The 16,889-nt window shown below is 59.2% G+C and carries 17 protein-coding genes and 4 tRNA genes; 15 read left to right on the top strand and 6 right to left on the bottom strand.

The features are described 5' to 3' along the window. The first annotated feature begins 293 nt into the window (after positions 1–293). Both ACSQ2Z_RS13630 and prfB read left to right on the top strand, forming a co-directional pair. Complete coding sequence (locus tag ACSQ2Z_RS13630) at positions 294–2,747, top strand: penicillin-binding protein 1A (protein WP_436081681.1); 2,454 nt, start codon at positions 294–296, stop codon at positions 2,745–2,747. A 101-nt stretch (positions 2,748–2,848) separates the two neighbouring features. Next, positions 2,849–3,980 (top strand): peptide chain release factor 2 gene (gene prfB, locus ACSQ2Z_RS13625; protein WP_436081680.1). Its coding sequence is split into 2 segments (ribosomal slippage): positions 2,849–2,917 and positions 2,919–3,980, totalling 1,131 coding nucleotides; the frame shifts between segments, so codons are not numbered across the junction. Positions 3,981–4,054: 74 nt separating this feature from the next. Here the strand turns inward: prfB and ACSQ2Z_RS13620 are convergent. From ACSQ2Z_RS13620 to ACSQ2Z_RS13605, 4 genes are all read right to left on the bottom strand, one after another. Then, on the bottom strand, positions 4,055–4,597 hold the full coding sequence (locus ACSQ2Z_RS13620) for a hypothetical protein (protein ID WP_436081679.1): 543 nt from the start codon (positions 4,595–4,597) through the stop codon (positions 4,055–4,057). A gap of 153 nt (positions 4,598–4,750) precedes the next feature. Next, a complete protein-coding gene (locus ACSQ2Z_RS13615; RefSeq protein ID WP_436081678.1) occupies positions 4,751–5,524 on the bottom strand; it encodes an NAD kinase in 774 nt (257 codons plus the stop codon). A 151-nt stretch (positions 5,525–5,675) separates the two neighbouring features. Continuing rightward, positions 5,676–5,751 (bottom strand) — tRNA-Thr (locus ACSQ2Z_RS13610). Between the two features lie 126 nt (positions 5,752–5,877). Next, positions 5,878–6,822: a LysR family transcriptional regulator gene (locus ACSQ2Z_RS13605; RefSeq protein WP_436081677.1), complete on the bottom strand. Its 945-nt coding sequence runs from the start codon at positions 6,820–6,822 to the stop codon at positions 5,878–5,880. Positions 6,823–6,998: 176 nt separating this feature from the next. Here ACSQ2Z_RS13605 and ACSQ2Z_RS13600 point away from each other — a divergent pair, with 176 nt between their 5' ends. The 3 genes from ACSQ2Z_RS13600 (at position 6,999) to ACSQ2Z_RS13590 (ending at position 8,373) form a co-directional block, all read left to right on the top strand. Further along, positions 6,999–7,625, top strand: coding sequence for an FMN-dependent NADH-azoreductase (locus ACSQ2Z_RS13600; protein WP_436081676.1), 627 nt, complete (start codon positions 6,999–7,001; stop codon positions 7,623–7,625). 182 nt (positions 7,626–7,807) lie between these two features. After that, on the top strand, positions 7,808–8,020 hold the full coding sequence (locus ACSQ2Z_RS13595) for an alkylphosphonate utilization protein (protein WP_436081675.1): 213 nt from the start codon (positions 7,808–7,810) through the stop codon (positions 8,018–8,020). Between the two features lie 71 nt (positions 8,021–8,091). Continuing rightward, a complete protein-coding gene (locus ACSQ2Z_RS13590) occupies positions 8,092–8,373 on the top strand; it encodes a hypothetical protein (protein WP_436081674.1) in 282 nt (93 codons plus the stop codon). A 6-nt stretch (positions 8,374–8,379) separates the two neighbouring features. On the opposite strand, the gene ACSQ2Z_RS13585 is transcribed toward ACSQ2Z_RS13590, so the two are convergent. Then, positions 8,380–9,264, bottom strand: coding sequence for a TrmH family RNA methyltransferase (locus ACSQ2Z_RS13585; protein ID WP_436081673.1), 885 nt, complete (start codon positions 9,262–9,264; stop codon positions 8,380–8,382). A 215-nt stretch (positions 9,265–9,479) separates the two neighbouring features. Here ACSQ2Z_RS13585 and ACSQ2Z_RS13580 point away from each other — a divergent pair. The 4 genes from ACSQ2Z_RS13580 to ACSQ2Z_RS13565 all read left to right on the top strand — a co-directional run bounded on the left by ACSQ2Z_RS13580 (position 9,480) and on the right by ACSQ2Z_RS13565 (position 12,355). Then, positions 9,480–9,564 (top strand) — tRNA-Tyr (locus ACSQ2Z_RS13580). A 23-nt stretch (positions 9,565–9,587) separates the two neighbouring features. Beyond that, positions 9,588–9,661: transfer RNA gene (locus ACSQ2Z_RS13575), tRNA-Gly, on the top strand. Between the two features lie 262 nt (positions 9,662–9,923). Continuing rightward, entirely contained in the window at positions 9,924–11,099 is a 1,176-nt protein-coding gene (gene tuf / locus ACSQ2Z_RS13570; RefSeq protein WP_436081665.1) for an elongation factor Tu, read from the top strand. A 572-nt stretch (positions 11,100–11,671) separates the two neighbouring features. Continuing rightward, positions 11,672–12,355 carry a glycosyltransferase gene (locus ACSQ2Z_RS13565; RefSeq protein WP_436081672.1) on the top strand — a complete coding sequence of 228 codons (684 nt, stop codon included), beginning with the start codon at positions 11,672–11,674 and terminating at the stop codon, positions 12,353–12,355. Between the two features lie 40 nt (positions 12,356–12,395). Here ACSQ2Z_RS13565 and ACSQ2Z_RS13560 read toward each other — a convergent pair whose 3' ends face one another. Then, entirely contained in the window at positions 12,396–13,196 is an 801-nt protein-coding gene (locus ACSQ2Z_RS13560) for a hypothetical protein (protein ID WP_436081671.1), read from the bottom strand. Between the two features lie 183 nt (positions 13,197–13,379). Here ACSQ2Z_RS13560 and ACSQ2Z_RS13555 point away from each other — a divergent pair, with 183 nt between their 5' ends. The 6 genes from ACSQ2Z_RS13555 (at position 13,380) to rplA (ending at position 16,851) form a co-directional block, all read left to right on the top strand. Beyond that, positions 13,380–14,273 carry an NAD-dependent epimerase/dehydratase family protein gene (locus ACSQ2Z_RS13555; RefSeq protein WP_436081670.1) on the top strand — a complete coding sequence of 298 codons (894 nt, stop codon included), beginning with the start codon at positions 13,380–13,382 and terminating at the stop codon, positions 14,271–14,273. Between the two features lie 153 nt (positions 14,274–14,426). Beyond that, positions 14,427–14,502 (top strand) — tRNA-Trp (locus ACSQ2Z_RS13550). A gap of 199 nt (positions 14,503–14,701) precedes the next feature. Beyond that, a complete protein-coding gene (secE, locus tag ACSQ2Z_RS13545) occupies positions 14,702–14,902 on the top strand; it encodes a preprotein translocase subunit SecE (RefSeq protein ID WP_037133855.1) in 201 nt (66 codons plus the stop codon). A gap of 16 nt (positions 14,903–14,918) precedes the next feature. Beyond that, positions 14,919–15,449: a transcription termination/antitermination protein NusG gene (nusG, locus tag ACSQ2Z_RS13540; protein WP_436081669.1), complete on the top strand. Its 531-nt coding sequence runs from the start codon at positions 14,919–14,921 to the stop codon at positions 15,447–15,449. 267 nt (positions 15,450–15,716) lie between these two features. Next, complete coding sequence (rplK, locus tag ACSQ2Z_RS13535) at positions 15,717–16,148, top strand: 50S ribosomal protein L11 (RefSeq protein ID WP_037133858.1); 432 nt, start codon at positions 15,717–15,719, stop codon at positions 16,146–16,148. Between the two features lie 4 nt (positions 16,149–16,152). Further along, positions 16,153–16,851 (top strand): 50S ribosomal protein L1, encoded by a 699-nt coding sequence (gene rplA, locus ACSQ2Z_RS13530; RefSeq protein WP_436081668.1) that lies wholly within the window; start codon positions 16,153–16,155, stop codon positions 16,849–16,851. Positions 16,852–16,889 lie beyond the last annotated feature (38 nt).

The following is a 16,889-nucleotide window of genomic DNA, read 5'->3' as shown; positions in this document are numbered from 1 at the left end:
TCGCTGAAGTAACAGCGATATCGTTTTCAAGGGGATGCGCGTGCTTAATACGCGAAAAGCCCTATTTTGCTCACAATCCGGTCGCTATCCGGAACCTGAATTTTGCGATCGGTAGTCCGGAAGAAGGTGGCCGTTCGCAGGCGCGAAGTGCGGGGCTGCGGTACAATCGGCAGCGGCGTCCCTTGCGGTTTTATTCATTCGGCGTGATTGCATTCGGACAAGGTGCGGGGTAGGCCCACCATGTTCGCGTGCTCCGCACAGAGAAACGACAACAGGGTACCGGTATCTGGCTGATGATCAGACTGATTGGATATTTCTTCGGCATTGGCGCATTTCTGGTGCTCGGCGTGGCCGCGGCTGCCGCCATCTATCTTGGCCACGTGAGCAAGGACCTTCCGGACTATGAGGTTCTCAACAGCTATGCACCGCCGGTAACAACGCGCGTTCACGCTGGCAACGGCGCCCTGATGGCCGAATATGCCCGCGAGCGCCGCCTCTATTTGCCGATTCAGGCCATTCCGGACCGGGTCAAGGCCGCCTTCATTTCGGCCGAAGACAAGAATTTCTATCAGCATCCGGGCGTTGATATCACCGGTCTTGCACGCGCCATCACCGTCAACTTGCAGAACTTCGGTTCCGGCCGCCGCCCCGTTGGTGCCTCGACGATCACCCAGCAGGTCGCCAAGAACTTCCTGCTTTCGGCCGACCAGACGATCGACCGTAAGGTCAAGGAAGCGATCCTGTCCTTCCGCATCGAGCAGGCCTACAGCAAGGATCGCATTCTCGAACTCTACCTTAACGAGATTTTCTTCGGCCTGAATTCCTACGGCATCGCCGGCGCAGCACTCACTTATTTCGACAAATCGGTGACGGAACTGACCATTGCCGAGACCGCCTATCTGGCAGCGCTGCCGAAGGGGCCTTCCAACTATCACCCGTTCCGCCGCGAAAAGGCAGCGCTCGAGCGCCGCGACTGGGTCATCGACCGCATGGTCGAGAACGGCTATGTCACCAAGACCGACGGCGAGGACGCCAAGAAGCAGCCGCTGGGCGTCAGTGTCCGGCGCGGCGGATCTCACCTGTTCGCCTCCGAATATTTCGCCGAGGAGGTCCGCCGCCAGATCATCCAGCGTTATGGCGATAATGCACTCTATGAAGGCGGCCTGTCCGTTCGCACCTCGCTTGATCCGCGCCTGCAGGTCGAAGCCCGCAAGGCGCTGCAGAACGCGCTGGTCTCCTATGACGAGCGTCGCGGCTTCCACGGCGCGCTGAAGACGATTGAAATCGGCGGTGACTGGGGCGAGCCAATCGGCAAGCTCGAAGCACTTTCCGACGTACCGGAATGGAAACTGGCAGTGGTGTTGGCCGTCGATGAAAACGGCGCCGAAATCGGTATCCAGCCGGAGAAGGATGGCGCCGGCAAGATCGGCACCGATCGTGTGACGGGGCGCATCACTGCAAAGAATATGCAATGGGCCTATCGTTCTTCCACCGGCGATCGCAAGTCGGCCAAGTCTCCGGAAGGCGTCGTCGGTCTAGGCGATGTGATCTATGTCGAGGCGACCGACGTGGACGGCGACTATCGCCTGCGACAGCCCCCGAAAGTGCAGGGCGGCTTTGTCGCGATGGACCCGCAGACCGGCCGCGTTCTGGCCATGGCCGGCGGCTTCTCCTACGGGCAGTCGGAGTTCAACCGCGCGACGCAGGCGATGCGCCAGCCCGGATCGTCCTTCAAGCCCTTCGTCTATGCGGCCGCTCTCGACAACGGCTATACGCCAGCATCCGTAATCCTCGATGCGCCGTTCGAGCTCGTCACCAGCGGCCAGGTCTGGCGCCCGGAAAACTATGGCGGCGGTTCGGCTGGTCCGTCGACGCTGCGCCTCGGCATCGAAAAGTCGCGTAACCTGATGACGGTGCGGCTTGCCAACGACATGGGCATGAATCTCGTCGCCGAATATGCCGAGCGTTTCGGCATCTACGACAAGATGATGCCCGTGCTTGCCATGTCGCTCGGTTCGGGCGAGACGACGGTGCTGCGGATGGTTTCTGCCTATGCCGTGCTTGCCAATGGCGGCAAGCAGATCAAGCCGTCGATGATCGACCGCATTCAGGACCGTTACGGCAAGACGATCTTCCGCCACGAGGAGCGTACCTGCGACAATTGCAATGCCGCTGATTGGGAAGACCAGGAAGAACCGGTTCTCACCGACAATCGCGAGCAGGTTCTTGATCCGATGACCGCCTACCAGATCACTTCGATGATGGAAGGCGTGATCGCGCGCGGCACCGCTGCCGGCAAGATCAAGCTTGATCGTCCGGTGGCCGGCAAGACCGGCACGACAAATGATGAAAAGGATGCCTGGTTCGTCGGTTACACGCCGGATATGGTCGCCGGCCTCTATCTTGGTTTCGACAATCCGGCGCCACTCGGACGCGGCGCGACGGGCGGCGGTCTTGCTGCCCCGGTCTTCAACGATTTCATGCAGGCGGCGATGCAGGGCACGCGCCCCGTCAAGTTCGTACCGCCCGAAGGAATGAGCCTTATTCCGGTCAACCGCAAGACCGGCATGGCGGCGGCTGAAGGTGACCCGGACACCATCATCGAAGCCTTCAAGCCCGGGACTGGCCCGGCCGAGAGCTTCTCGGTGATCGATGGCGGCGCCGAGTATATTCCGCCGGAGGAAATCCTGAAGGCTTCGCCGCAGGCAAACGACGCCATCAACCGCGGCTCAAGCGGACTGTTTTAACGTCGCCCTAATCTTTCCTTACTGGCACCCGCCGTCTTTACATAAGCGGCGGGCGCCGGTATTCACGGCGCACATTTCATTTAAGTGCAAGAAGCAGGACAATGCGGACCGAAATCGAGAATATCGTCGACGAAATCAAGCAGGCCATAAGCCTGCTGAGGAGGCATCTTTGACTGGGACCAGGCGGTACGACGACTGGACTGGTTGAACAACAAGGCCGAAGACCCGAATCTCTGGAACGATGCGGCCGAAGCGCAGAAGCTGATGCGCGAACGCCAGCAACTCGATGACGGCATCAACAGCGTTCGAGCGTTCGAACAGCAGATGCAGGATGCCATCGACCTCATCGAACTCGGCGAGGAAGAGGGCGACGCCGATATCGTCAACGATGCGGAGGAGGCGCTGAAGGCGCTTCGGGCCGAAGCGGCCCGCCGCCAGGTCGAAGCCATGCTCTCTGGCGAGGCGGACAGCAACGACACCTATCTCGAAGTGCACTCCGGCGCCGGCGGCACCGAAAGCCAGGACTGGGCGAACATGCTGCTGCGCATGTATACCCGCTGGGCCGAACGGCAGGGCTTCAAGGTCGAGCTGATGGAAATCCATGACGGCGAAGAAGCTGGCATCAAGTCGGCGACCCTGCTCGTCAAGGGCCATAATGCCTATGGCTGGCTGAAGACCGAATCGGGCGTGCATCGCCTGGTGCGGATCTCGCCCTATGACAGCAACGCCCGCCGTCACACCTCGTTCTCGTCCATCTGGGTCTACCCGGTGGTCGACGACTCGATCCAGATCGACATCAACGAGGGTGATTGCCGCATAGATACCTATCGTTCGTCCGGCGCCGGCGGCCAGCATGTCAACACCACCGATTCGGCCGTGCGTATCACGCACATGCCCTCCGGCATCGTCGTGCAATGCCAGCAGGAGCGCTCGCAGCACAAGAACAAGGCCAAGGCTTGGGACATGCTGCGCGCCCGCCTTTACGAATCGGAACTGAAGAAGCGCGAGGAGGCAGCCAACGCCGAAGCCGCGTCGAAGACCGATATCGGCTGGGGCCATCAGATTCGCTCTTACGTCCTGCAGCCCTACCAGCTGGTCAAGGACCTGCGCACGGGGGTTGCGAGCACCGCGCCAGACGACGTGCTTGACGGCGATCTCAACGAGTTCATGGAAGCGGCCCTGGCCCATCGGATCAATGGCGGCGCCGATGCCCTGGTCGACGATATCGCCTGAGGCGAAATCGTCGTGAAAGACAAAAAACCGGGCGCTTGATTGCCCGGTTTTTTGCTTCTGATGCTGAATGCCGATCAGTTGGTTTCGCGATCGACCTTGATGTCGCCGATGTCGTCGATCAGCACGGTCCAGGTTTCCGGTTCCGTCTGGGCCGGATCGGTTTTCAGATAGACAGTGGCAAACAGTCCCGGCTGCCGGGCAATGCCATCCGATGTTTCCGGCCGAATATCGGTCACATAGGCCTTCATCGCGGAAAACTCTTCCAGTTCGGCGGAGGACACGACCTTCGGTCCTGCAGTGCCAAGTGCGATCTGCTGCAGGAAGACGTGGGTGTTCCCTTCGGGCTGGCGCACGGCGACGAGCTTGTAGTACCCCCGTTGCACCGTCGCAGAGGGACTCGCCCCCAGTGCGTTTTCCGTCTTGGCGGCGTTCGGATCAAGCACGCTTAGCGGATCACCGCTCTCTTCCCAATATCCGGTGCTCGTCACGAAAATGATATTGTCGGGCATGAGTACGAGTACGGTGTCGTCGGCATGGGCGGAAGCGCCCATGGCGAGAAACAAGGCCAGACAACAGGCGCAACGCGCGGCTGCGCTGGAATTTCGAAGCTGGAGCATCGTCTTCGCCTTTGGTGCGCTCAGGTGACAGCAGGATGCTCGGGTGCCGGCATCTCTTTGCGGACCCGGGGGCACCCTGAAGTGTTGCACAACCTTCGGCTGGAATCGATTCCAATTCAAGAGATTGCGGGAGGCGCGGAGGCGGCGTCGGTGCTAATTCGAGAATTGCTCGGCGAGGATTCGATCCGACCAGGAGTAATCCGGATCCGAAAGAATATGGGCCGTGATGTTCTCCGATTCGGCGATGCGGACCTTGACAACCGACTTGACTTCGACGTGATCCGCCACTGCGTTGACCGGACGTTTGTCCGGCTCGAGAATGGCGATATCGACAGTCACCTTGTTGGGCAAAAGCGCGCCGCGCCAGCGGCGGGGCCGGAAGGGGCTGACGGGCGTTAGCGCCAAAAGCGGCGCTTCGAGCGGCAGGATCGGGCCGTGGGCGGAGAGGTTGTAGGCGGTGGAGCCGGCCGGCGTCGACAACAGAACGCCATCGCAGATCAGTTCCTCGAGCCTGACACGGCCATCGACGATGACCCGCAGTTTCGCGGCCTGATAAGACTGGCGAAAAAGATAGACCTCATTGATGGCAAGCGCCCGGACGTGCTTGCCTTCCGTATCGGTGGTCTGCATTTCCAGCGGCCGAAAGGTGTTCTCGACAGCCTCCGCGAGGCGCTCGTGTAGGTTCTCAGTGCTGTAACGGTTCATCAGAAAGCCGATCGAGCCCCGGTTCATGCCGTAGACCAGCTTGCCGGAATTCATCGTCTTGTGCAGCGTGTGCAGCATGAAGCCATCGCCGCCGAGCGCCACGATCACGTCTGCTTCCTCGGGATCATATTGGCCGTAAAGAGCGATCAATTCCTCTGCAGCCCTCCGCGCTTCGGTGGTGGCGGAGGCTGCGAAAGCGATGGTTTTGAACGTGCGAGCCATGAAATGCCTGTATGCTTTAAGAAACGGGCGCCGGCGAACTGAGAGCCCTCGAAAAAGTCCTGCGCGTCCGTTCTTCAACTCGCGGCAGGTATCACCGCTGCCGATACCATCGGTATCATGCATAAAAGATCAAGGCGGGAAAGGAAAAGAATGGTGCCCCCACCAGGACTCGAACCCGGGACCCCCTGATTACAAATCAGGTGCTCTACCAACTGAGCTATAAGGGCAGCATGTGGAGCAGGGAGTTAGCATATTCTGATCATGTGTAAAGGGAAAATGCAATTGGCAGTCCGGTTTTCCGGCTGCTATGCGCATGGTCGCAACCACAATGGCCTCGTCTTCCGGCACCCGGATTATTCCGCAGCGTCAAGCATCGCCGGGGCCGGATCGATTTCCTTGCAACGAGACATGGCGCCGGGCAGATTTTCAACGAGGAAGTCGATGAGCGCTCGGACGCCGGGCAGGATGCCGTGGCGCGAGGTGAAAACCAGGTGAACGATGGCGTCGTTGGAAGACCATTCCGGCAGTACGGGCAAGAGTACGCCGGTGCGGAAGGCGCGCGCGCAAAGATGATCCGGCAGAAGCGCAATCCCGAGGCCTTCGATTGCCGCGCGCTCGAGAATGCCGAAATCGCTGCAGCCGATGATCGGCTGGTGGACGATATCGCGCTTCGTGCCGTCGGTGTGATTGAGTTGCCACGCGTCGGAGCTGTGCTGTTCGTTCATCGAAAGCGTCGGCATCCTGCCGAGTGTGTCGATCGTCACACTGCCGATCCTCGCCATTAGTGCCGGACTTGCCGCGAGGAACTGGCGCGCCTGTCCAAGCTTGCGGACGATCAGGTGATTGTCGGTATCGAGATTGTCGCGGGCCCGCAGTGCAATGTCGATGCGCTCTTCGACCAGGTCGATCCGCCGGTTGGTGGTGGTGATCAGCAACCGGACGCCGGGATAGCGCCGGTGGAAGGCGGGCAGGATATGGCCGACCATCGGCGTGAAGCCGATCGGGCAGGCGAGGCGGACGATGCCGGACGGCTCGCTTTTAGCCGCCGCGACCACCGCTTCCGCCGCCTCGACGCCGGAGAGAATCGTCTCGCAGCGCTCGTAGAAGGCCTGGCCGATCTCGGTCACCCGCAGCTTGCGCGTCGAGCGTTCGAGGAGGCGAACGTCAAGCTGCTGCTCCAGCCGTGCCACATGTTTGCTAAGCTTGGATTTCGGGATGTTGAGCACCCGCGCCGCGGCGGAAAAGCCCTTGTGCTTCACCACGGCAGCAAACAGGGCGAGGTCGTTCAGGTCCTGCATGTCACACCTTCCGTTCCGTCCAAAGTCGAGACTGGCCAAAGTCGAGACTGGCCAATGTCGAGACTGGATTGTCTCTATCAGGAAACAGTCTGTCAAAGAAGGGCGGACTTCTCGGCTCATTGTTTTAAATTCATATGTAATGCCCCCAAACCCACTCAAGACACGAAGGTGCCAACATGAACATTCTCCATATCGACTCCGGTATCCTCGGAGATCATTCCGTATCCCGTCGCCTGACAGCGTCGATCGTTGCACGCATCAAGGCAGAGCGCCCGGGCGACACGGTCACCTACCGCGATCTCGCCGCCGCACCTCTGGCGCATCTGAACGGTTCGCACCTGATGGCCGCCTCGGCCAACCCCGAGGGGCTCGATGCCACCCTCGTTTCCGAGCTTGATGCCGGTCGCGCCTCGCTCAACGAATTTCTCGCTGCCGACGTCATCGTCATCGGCGCACCGATGTACAATTTCGCCGTCCCGAGCCAGTTGAAGACATGGATCGACCGCATCCTCGTTGCCGGAACCACCTTCCGCTACACCGAATCCGGAGTTGAAGGTCTGGCAAAGGGCAAGAAGGTGATTGTTGCCTCGACCCGTGGCGGCCATTATTCGGGTGCTTCTCCGATGAGCGCAATGGACCATCAGGAGACCTACCTGAGCACGGTGTTCGGCTTCATCGGCATCACCGATGTCGAATTCGTTCGTGCCGAAGGCCTCGCCATCAGCCCGGATTCGAAGGAAGCAGCAATCACCGAGGCTGAAAAGGCGATCGCCGACCGCGGTCATTTCGATATCGCCGCCTGATCACCGGCCGACTTGTAGAGCTTTGAAAGCCGGGCACGATGAGTGTCCGGCTTTTTATATCATTCTCCTAATGAGTGCGCGGACTGTGCACCTGCTGCCCTTTTGCGGGTGACTGGACAGGCGGCGCGCGGGGCGATAAAGCCGATCACAAGCTTTACAGCATCATGAATTGGAATCGAAAAATGGACGTCAGGGACAGCAACGGCACGATCCTCGTCGAGGGCGACAACGTTACGCTCATCAAGGATCTGAAGGTCAAGGGCACCTCAGAGACGCTCAAGCGGGGCACGATGATCAAGGGAATCCACCTCACCGATGATCCGCAGGAAGTCGAGTGCCGCCATGCCAAGATCAAAGGCCTGGTGCTGCGGACCGAGTTTCTGAAGAAGGCCTGATCGACGCGGCCGCTTTGCTGGTGTCTCCTGCTTTGCTTGGAGCTCGGGCGTTTTTGTATTAAACTCGACCCATGAAAAGCGTTGCGGCTCCTTTTTTGGTCATGCTCGTTTCGGCCTTTGCCGGAATCATTCCCGCTCTGTCGCATGCGTCGCCGCCGAACATACGCTGCACTTGCCGCGATCGCGATGGTTCGAAACTCGAGCTTGGCCAGACCACCTGCATTCGCATCGGCAATGTCGCCTATCTTGCACGCTGCGAAATGGCACTCAATGTCACCACATGGCGCAAGCTGCAGGACGGCTGCCCCGAAGCCAGAGTGTCGGTCGGCAAGCTGCTGAACCTCACCCAATAACCCCGGTCACGCCTTGTTGGCCAGGTGACTGCTTGCGGCATACATGGCGATTGCCGCGGCATTGGAGACATTGAGCGACTTGATGGCGCCGGGCATATCGAGCCGGGCGAGCGCATTGACGGTCTGGCGCGTCTTCTGCCGCAATCCCTTGCCTTCGGCGCCGAGCACGAGCGCGATCTTATCGCCGGACAGTGCCTGCTCGAGGGGGGCAGGGCCTTCCGAATCAAGACCGACCGAAACGAAGCCGAGCCTGTGCAGTTCCTCCAGCGCATCGGCCAGATTGGTGATCTGGATATAGGGGATCATTTCCAGCGCGCCGGAAGCGGACTTGGCCATGACGCCAGATTCCGTCGGGCTGTGGCGCATGGTGGTGATCAGCGCTCCAGCATTGAAGGCGACGGCCGAGCGCATGATGGCGCCGACATTGTGCGGGTCTGTGACCTGGTCGAGCACGAGGATCAGCGGGCTGTCCTTCAGTGCCGAAAGGCGGCGAACGGGCAGGGGCTGGGTTTCCAGCATCGCGCCCTGATGGATGGCGTCTGGTCCGAGAATCCTATCGAGATCCTGCGGCGTGACGATTTCCACCGGAAAGCCGAGCGATTCGACCGGACCGGTTTCGAGCCGCACAAGCGCGTTCTGCGTCACCGACAGCTTGGTGGTCTTGCGTTCAGGATTATCGAGCGCGGCGCGAACGGTATGGATGCCGTAGAGCAGGACCTGGTCGGGCGCCAACTGCGGTGCCTTCCAGTCGGCATTCGATGTTTTCTTGCGGCGGTCCTGGACGGGCGTCGGAATTTCGCCGCGCTCGCGCCGGGCGTCGCGATGGGCGCGGCGGAGAGTGGCGTAATGGGTGTCTTTGGCGCTCTTGTCGCCCGGAATATCTTTGCTCATGCCCGCCTTATACTGGTGATCGGGGGCACGGGGAACCGTTTTTCGCGAAATCGATGGCTTGCAATCTTTATGGCGAATTTCGCAACTTTTTCTGACTGATCGTGTTGACAGGATGAAACGGGGCGGTCATATACCCGGCGCAGATCGAAGGGGCGCCTTGCTCCGGCAGTGCGCTTCGATCTGAAATGCCTGGTCGCTTGATCCCGACAGAATATGGAGGGATGCCCGAGTGGTTAAAGGGGACGGACTGTAAATCCGTTGGCTCAGCCTACGTTGGTTCAAATCCAACTCCCTCCACCATTCTGTCAGACGGATCATGACCCGCGGGTATAGCTCAATGGTAGAGCAGCAGCCTTCCAAGCTGAATACGCGGGTTCGATTCCCGCTACCCGCTCCAGCAAATGGTCAAGCAATCCCGCCGCCTGAAGTGTTTTGCTAGCAATCGCGCATAAGTCGTTGATTTTCGCTAACTTGCGCCTTTGTCATCGGCGGCGTTGGAATCGCGCTCGGCAATCCCCACATAGACATTATCAGGAGGCCAAGGTCTCGGACGGGCGCAAAATAATTAAGTCTTGCGCAATTCTTCCGAAACCCTTAAACGCCTCCCCAAACCGGCGCCGCCGGATGATCCATTCTCATTGATCACAGGAAACGTACCCATGGCAAAGAGCAAATTTGAGCGCAACAAGCCGCACGTTAACATTGGCACGATCGGCCACGTTGACCATGGCAAGACGTCGCTGACGGCAGCGATCACGAAGTATTTCGGCGAATACAAGGCGTATGACCAGATCGACGCCGCCCCGGAAGAAAAGGCGCGCGGCATCACCATCTCGACGGCGCACGTCGAATATGAGACGACGGCCCGTCACTATGCACATGTCGACTGCCCCGGCCACGCCGACTACGTCAAGAACATGATCACCGGTGCGGCGCAGATGGACGGCGCGATCCTGGTTTGCTCGGCTGCCGACGGCCCGATGCCGCAGACCCGCGAGCACATCCTGCTTGCCCGTCAGGTTGGCGTTCCGGCGATCGTCGTGTTCCTGAACAAGGTCGACCAGGTCGACGACGCCGAACTGCTCGAGCTCGTCGAACTGGAAGTGCGCGAACTGCTGTCGTCCTACGACTTCCCGGGCGACGACATCCCGATCATCAAGGGTTCGGCCCTGGCTGCTCTCGAAGATAGCGACAAGAAGATCGGCGAAGACGCGATCCGCGAGCTGATGGCCGCGGTTGACGCCTACATCCCGACGCCGGAGCGTCCGATCGACCAGCCGTTCCTGATGCCGATCGAAGACGTGTTCTCGATCTCGGGCCGCGGCACGGTCGTCACCGGCCGCGTCGAGCGTGGCGTTGTCAAGGTTGGCGAGGAAATCGAGATCGTCGGCATCCGTCCGACGACGAAGACGACCTGCACCGGCGTTGAAATGTTCCGCAAGCTGCTCGACCAGGGCCAGGCCGGCGACAACATCGGTGCGCTGTTGCGCGGCGTCACCCGTGACGGCGTCGAGCGTGGCCAGATCCTGTGCAAGCCGGGTTCGGTCAAGCCGCACAAGAAGTTCATGGCCGAAGCCTACATCCTGACGAAGGAAGAAGGCGGCCGTCATACGCCGTTCTTCACCAACTACCGTCCGCAGTTCTACTTCCGCACGACCGACGTGACCGGCATCGTGTCGCTGCCGGAAGGCACCGAAATGGTCATGCCGGGCGACAACGTCACCGTTGCCGTCGAGCTGATCGTACCGATCGCCATGGAAGAAAAGCTGCGCTTCGCCATTCGTGAAGGCGGCCGCACCGTCGGCGCCGGCATCGTCGCGTCGATTGTTGAATAACAAATCGAAGCGCCGTGCCGTTGCGAGCCGACGGCACTTGGAACAGCGAATTGGCGCGCAAGCGCGAATTCGCGGCGGCGCCGGCATCGTCGCGTCGATTGTCGAGTAAAAACTCGGTTGGAAGCGGCGCGCCATAAGCGCCGCTTCCTCGATCATTTGTTGGTCGAAGCATGCGAGTAAAGTCGTATGCCTCTCGAATTGGCGGAAGCGCGAATTCGCGGCGGTGCCGGCATCGTCGCATCGATTGTCGAGTACCTAAGATTGCCGGATTTCTGAAAAGGCCCTGTTGAAAAAAAACGGCAGGGCCTTTTTGTTATCGTCTTGCCGGTTTCTACGGCATCTCCATCAAGCCACTGCAAGATGTCGTGTGGCGGCAACGGTTATCCCGATTATATCTCGATCTTTCACAACGCGACAAAACTTGACTGTATCGCGGTTGAATAATCCAGCGGCTCAAATTAAGCCTTGATATGCGCGCTCCTTACTTCGGCGAAGGAAGACGTCCGAGGAGCGTGTTTGAGTTATTGTTCCGCATGCCGGACATGCGGACGTGTGTTGTTTTCGGAGGGGAAATGGCGGATAAAGCGCGCGTATTCATTGGTTTCGACAGCAAGGAAGTCGTGGCCTATCATGTATTTTGTCAGAGCATTCTGGAAAAAAGCTCCATTCCGGTCGAGTTTATTCCGGTATCGTTGAGCAACCTCGGCGGTGTTTTCACGCGTGAACGCAATCAGCTGCAGTCAACGGAGTTTTCCTTTTCGCGGTTTCTCGTTCCCTATCTCAGCAACTATGAAGGCTGGAGCCTTTTTGCCGATTGCGACATGCTGATGCGCACGGACATCGCCGAGCTCTGGGAGTTGCGCGATGACGGCTATGCCGCCATGTGCGTCAAGCACGACTATACGCCGAAGGTCGAGACCAAGTTTCTGGGACAAACCCAGACCAAATACGAGAAGAAGAACTGGTCGAGCGTCATTCTGTTCAACAACGCCAAGTGCCAGGCGCTGACGCCGGACTTCGTCAACACCGCGACAGGCCTGCAGTTACACCAGTTCAAGTGGCTCGAATCGGATGAGCTGATCGGTGCCCTGCCGCAGACGTGGAATTGGCTGGTCAACGAATACGACTACAACGCAGACGCCAACCTCGTGCACTTCACCGACGGTGGCCCGTATTTCGAGGAATACAAGAACGACGATTATGCCGGGGAATGGTTCGACGCGCGCGATCGCGTTCTCTACGTCGCACAACGCTGATCGCTCGGACGGTGCTACACTGAAACGTGCAATGTGCGCGTCAGTGGCCGAAGCTCTTGAAGCGCTTGAAGAAGCCGCGTATGCGGCGCTCGAGCTTTGTCTTCGACCAGAGCTTGGCAACCTGCCGTTCCATGCCGGTGAAACGGTTGGCAAGGACATTGGTGGCGACGAGCGCGATCGTGGCCTGGCTGAACTCCGGGAATCGGTTGTGGATGCGGGCGAACGAGCCGGCCGGTTCGCCGAGGGTTTCCTCGAAACGCCGGATGCGCCCTTTCTTGACGAAGAGCTGCAGCATGATCTGCTCGAACGTCCAGTCATGTTCCGTGTACATGCTGAACTGCAGGCCGGCGACGCCGCTGAAGCCGCAAAGGCAGACGTTGGCATGCGGTATCTTCTCGGCAAGCCAGACGGCAATGGCAAACCCTGTCGTCGGCATGCGCTCCACCGGGTAGAGCGGGCCGAACGCATAATCGAAATCGAGCGTGTGCGGCACCAGGGCGCTTTTGCGCGGCGCCGGCACTCTGGGGCTCCCGTCTGGAACCCCGCGATCGGCGATCACCCCGATTTCAGCCTTCAGGCGACGCGTAAAAAGACTGTAGGCCTTGTCGAAATGCTTCTGCGACTTCAGGAAGCGCGTACCGCCGGCGACGAGGCGATGACAGAGTACGGCGTCCTTGTCGAAAGGGTGGGGGAGGACTTTGGCGCACCCCGTGAAGAAGACGTAGAGCGTTTTATCCGGCAAAGTGCGCGTGATCACATCGATATCGACGCTTTCGCTGTTGGCGATCAACGCCACCATTTCATAGTCTGAGAGAAGCGCTTCGAAATCTTCGGCTTGCATCGACATGTTCTTGTGGCCGTCCGGACTGTTATACCTAGCGCTGTACGACATAGATGACGCCGAGCCTTCCGTCATCCCTTGCAACGCAGAAATAACGTTGCGGCTTCTGAACGGACAGGGCATATCGGTTTTGACGAGGAAAGCCGCCGCCCCTGCGGGTGGCCAGCAATCGGAGGATGTCCCATGAGCAAGCGGATTCTGTTCACCGGCGGTGCGGGCAAGGCGGGGCGGCATGCCGTGCCATATCTGGTCGAGGCCGGCTATGAGGTTCATAATGTCGATCTGGTTCCGCTCGACAGCCCCGGCGTCACCAACCTCATCGCCGACATCACCGATAGTGGCCAGATGTTCAACGTCATGTCGATGCATCGGGACTTTCCGGATCTGGAGCACGGGAAGGGGCCGCAGCCGTTTGATGCCGTCGTTCATTTCGCAGCCGTGCCGCGCATCTTGATCAAGCCGGATAACGAGACGTTCCGCATCAACACAATGGGCACCTACAATGTCGTCGAGGCGGCGGTGAAGCTCGGCATCCGCAAGATCATCGTTGCGTCCAGCGAAACCACCTATGGCGTCTGCTTTGCCGAAGGCCACCGCGACTTCCATCGGTTTCCGCTGGAGGAGGACTATGACGTCAATCCGATAGACAGCTACGGCCTGTCGAAGGTGATCAATGAGAAGACGGCGCGCGCCTTTGCCGAGCGTTCGGGCTTCGATATCTATGCGCTGCGCATCGGTAATGTCATCGAGCCGCATGAATATGAGCATTTCCCGGCATATTTCGCCAATCCGGAAATACGCAAGCGCATCGCCTGGAGCTATATTGATGCACGCGATCTCGGCCAGATCGTCAAGCTCTGCATTGAGAAGGACGGTCTTGGCTTCGAGGTCTTCAATGCGGCGAACGACACGGTATCGGCCGATACGCCATCGCGCGAGCTTGCGGCGCGCTATTACCCCAACGTGCCGTTCACGCGGGAAATCGGCGAATTCGAGGGGCTTCTGTCGAATCGCAAGATCCGCGAAGTGCTCGGGTTCAAGGAAGAACATGACTGGCGGAAATATGTCGGCAACTGAGCGAAGCTGATTTGCCCGGTAATAAAGAAAGCCGGATATCACCGAATTCTTTCTCTTTTTCCCGTAAAGACGCTTGTCATCGCCGGGCAAACTGAATAATAAGCCGCAGACTTACCGCGGTGCACAGCCTTTGAGGCATCAGTGCTGCGGTCTAGGGGTATAGCTCAGTTGGTAGAGCGGCGGTCTCCAAAACCGCAGGTCGCAGGTTCGAGCCCTGCTGCCCCTGCCATTCGAACCAGCGCAACATATATGCAGCGGCGGCATGGCGGCACATACATGAAGAGGGCTTGCCTTTTTCCGGCTAATTTCGCAAAAAGACCGTTGACCTCTTGTGATTTATAGAATCGGTCTTTATGTAGGGTTTAAACAGACACGCGGCGCGTGGGGCTGATCGTCAGCTTTACGGGCCGTTAAGGCGTGAGCATTCAATGGCATCCAAAACAAATCCGTTTACGTTTCTGCAGCAGGTGCGCTCCGAGACGTCGAAAGTGACATGGCCTTCGCGGCGCGAGACGACGATCTCGACGCTGATGGTATTCGTCATGGTCTTCTTTGCGGCACTCTTCTTTTTTGCTGCGGACCAACTGATGGGCTGGCTGATCGGCCTCGTCCTGAATGCTGGCATCTGAGCGGGTGGGGATCAATATGGCAGCGCGTTGGTACATTGTTCACGCCTACTCGAATTTCGAGAAGAAGGTTGCAGAATCAATCGAGGAGAAGGCTAAGCAGAAGGGGCTCAGCCATCTGTTTGAAAAGATTCTCGTCCCGACCGAAAAGGTCGTTGAAGTTCGTCGTGGCCGCAAGGTCGATGCCGAGCGCAAGTTCTTTCCCGGCTACGTGCTCGTGCGTGCCGATCTGACCGATGAGGCCTATCACCTCATCAAGAATACGCCGAAGGTGACCGGCTTCCTCGGGTCCGACAACAAGCCGGTTCCGATTCCGGATTTCGAGGCCGAGCGCATTCTCGGTCAGGTACAGGACGGTGTCGATCGTCCGAAGCCTTCGATCTCGTTCGAGATCGGCGAGCAGGTTCGCGTCTCCGACGGTCCGTTTGCCTCGTTCAACGGCATCGTGCAGGACGTGGACGAAGAGCGTTCGCGCCTCAAGGTCGAAGTCTCGATCTTTGGCCGTGCGACGCCGGTTGACCTTGAATACGCTCAGGTCGAGAAAGTCTGATTTCTGATTGCCGCAGCGCTGGGGTAACCGGCTGCGCGGCATTCTTTTGTTTTCCGGATATTCGTATCCGGTAAAGGCGGGGTGACCCGTAATCCGCGTGGAAGGAAACCGGTCTTAGCCGGATCGGCGTTCCGCACCACGCAACCGCAGCCGCTACTCCCTTTGACGAGGGATGGCATGAAGGACCGGGAAACCGGTCGGAACGTTTCCAGGTTCAGCCCGTCGTCTAACGGCGGTAAGGCAGGAAAAACCAAAAGGCAGAGAGAAATGGCTAAGAAAGTTGCAGGCCAGCTCAAGCTTCAGGTCAAGGCAGGATCGGCAAACCCGTCCCCGCCGATCGGCCCGGCGCTTGGTCAGCGTGGCGTAAACATCATGGAATTCTGCAAGGCGTTCAATGCCGCCACGCAGGAACTCGAAAAGGGCATGCCGATCCCGGTCGTCATCACCTACTACCAGGACAAGTCCTTCACCTTCATCATGAAGCAGCCGCCGGTCAGCTACTTCCTGAAGAAGGAAGCAAAGATCTCGTCCGGCTCGAAGACGCCGGGCAAGGGTGCGACCGCAGGCAAGCTCACCAAGGCTCAGATCGAGACGATCGCCAAAGCCAAGATGAAGGACCTGAACGCAGCCGATATCGAAGGCGCAATGACCATGATCGAGGGCTCCGCCCGCGCCATGGGTCTGGAAGTGGTGGGCTAAGATCATGGCAAAGCTTGCAAAGCGTATACAGAAGATCCGCGAAGGCATCGACCCGACGAAGCTCGTCGCTCTGTCCGAAGCTATTTCTCTGGTGAAGGCCCGTGCCATCGCCAAGTTCGACGAAACCATTGAAGTTGCGATGAACCTCGGTGTTGATCCGCGTCACGCCGACCAGATGGTTCGTGGCGTCGTCAATCTGCCGAACGGCACCGGCCGTGACGTTCGCGTCGCCGTTTTCGCCCGCGGCGCCAAGGCTGATGAAGCCAAGGCTGCTGGCGCTGACATCGTTGGAGCCGAAGATCTGGTCGAAATCGTTCAGGGCGGCAAGATCGATTTCGATCGCTGCATCGCGACCCCGGACATGATGCCGCTCGTCGGCCGCCTCGGTAAGGTTCTCGGACCGCGCGGCATGATGCCGAACCCGAAGGTGGGGACGGTCACCATGGACGTTGCCGGTGCCGTCAAGGCATCGAAGGGCGGCGCCGTCGAATTCCGCGTCGAGAAGGCCGGTATCGTTCATGCCGGTATCGGCAAGGCGTCCTTCACGGCTTCCGCCATCGAAGAAAACATTCGCGCTTTCGCGGATGCGGTCATCAAGGCAAAGCCGGCAGGCGCCAAGGGCAACTACGTCAAGCGCGTGGCGATTTCCTCGACCATGGGCCCGGGCGTCAAGGTTGATCCTTCGTCGGTCACCGTCGCTTAATGATTTATCCGGACTTCGGTCCGGTCACAGATTTCCGG

The organism is Pararhizobium sp. LjRoot235, assembly GCF_964254145.1.
Taxonomy (GTDB): Bacteria; Pseudomonadota; Alphaproteobacteria; order Rhizobiales; family Rhizobiaceae; genus Pararhizobium.
This window is presented reverse-complemented; position numbering and strand designations above follow the sequence as displayed.

Excerpts from the sequence above, each read along its gene's own strand:
- ACSQ2Z_RS13630 (WP_436081681.1), top strand. The coding sequence starts at position 294 with ATGATCAGACTGATTGGATATTTCTTCGGCATTGGCGCATTTCTGGTG.
- ACSQ2Z_RS13620 (WP_436081679.1), bottom strand. The coding sequence starts at position 4,597 with ATGCTCCAGCTTCGAAATTCCAGCGCAGCCGCGCGTTGCGCCTGTTGT.
- ACSQ2Z_RS13615 (WP_436081678.1), bottom strand. The coding sequence starts at position 5,524 with ATGGCTCGCACGTTCAAAACCATCGCTTTCGCAGCCTCCGCCACCACC.
- ACSQ2Z_RS13605 (WP_436081677.1), bottom strand. The coding sequence starts at position 6,822 with ATGCAGGACCTGAACGACCTCGCCCTGTTTGCTGCCGTGGTGAAGCAC.
- ACSQ2Z_RS13600 (WP_436081676.1), top strand. The coding sequence starts at position 6,999 with ATGAACATTCTCCATATCGACTCCGGTATCCTCGGAGATCATTCCGTA.
- ACSQ2Z_RS13595 (WP_436081675.1), top strand. The coding sequence starts at position 7,808 with ATGGACGTCAGGGACAGCAACGGCACGATCCTCGTCGAGGGCGACAAC.
- ACSQ2Z_RS13590 (WP_436081674.1), top strand. The coding sequence starts at position 8,092 with ATGAAAAGCGTTGCGGCTCCTTTTTTGGTCATGCTCGTTTCGGCCTTT.
- ACSQ2Z_RS13585 (WP_436081673.1), bottom strand. The coding sequence starts at position 9,264 with ATGAGCAAAGATATTCCGGGCGACAAGAGCGCCAAAGACACCCATTAC.
- tuf (WP_436081665.1), top strand. The coding sequence starts at position 9,924 with ATGGCAAAGAGCAAATTTGAGCGCAACAAGCCGCACGTTAACATTGGC.
- ACSQ2Z_RS13565 (WP_436081672.1), top strand. The coding sequence starts at position 11,672 with ATGGCGGATAAAGCGCGCGTATTCATTGGTTTCGACAGCAAGGAAGTC.
- ACSQ2Z_RS13560 (WP_436081671.1), bottom strand. The coding sequence starts at position 13,196 with ATGCAAGCCGAAGATTTCGAAGCGCTTCTCTCAGACTATGAAATGGTG.
- ACSQ2Z_RS13555 (WP_436081670.1), top strand. The coding sequence starts at position 13,380 with ATGAGCAAGCGGATTCTGTTCACCGGCGGTGCGGGCAAGGCGGGGCGG.
- secE (WP_037133855.1), top strand. The coding sequence starts at position 14,702 with ATGGCATCCAAAACAAATCCGTTTACGTTTCTGCAGCAGGTGCGCTCC.
- nusG (WP_436081669.1), top strand. The coding sequence starts at position 14,919 with ATGGCAGCGCGTTGGTACATTGTTCACGCCTACTCGAATTTCGAGAAG.
- rplK (WP_037133858.1), top strand. The coding sequence starts at position 15,717 with ATGGCTAAGAAAGTTGCAGGCCAGCTCAAGCTTCAGGTCAAGGCAGGA.
- rplA (WP_436081668.1), top strand. The coding sequence starts at position 16,153 with ATGGCAAAGCTTGCAAAGCGTATACAGAAGATCCGCGAAGGCATCGAC.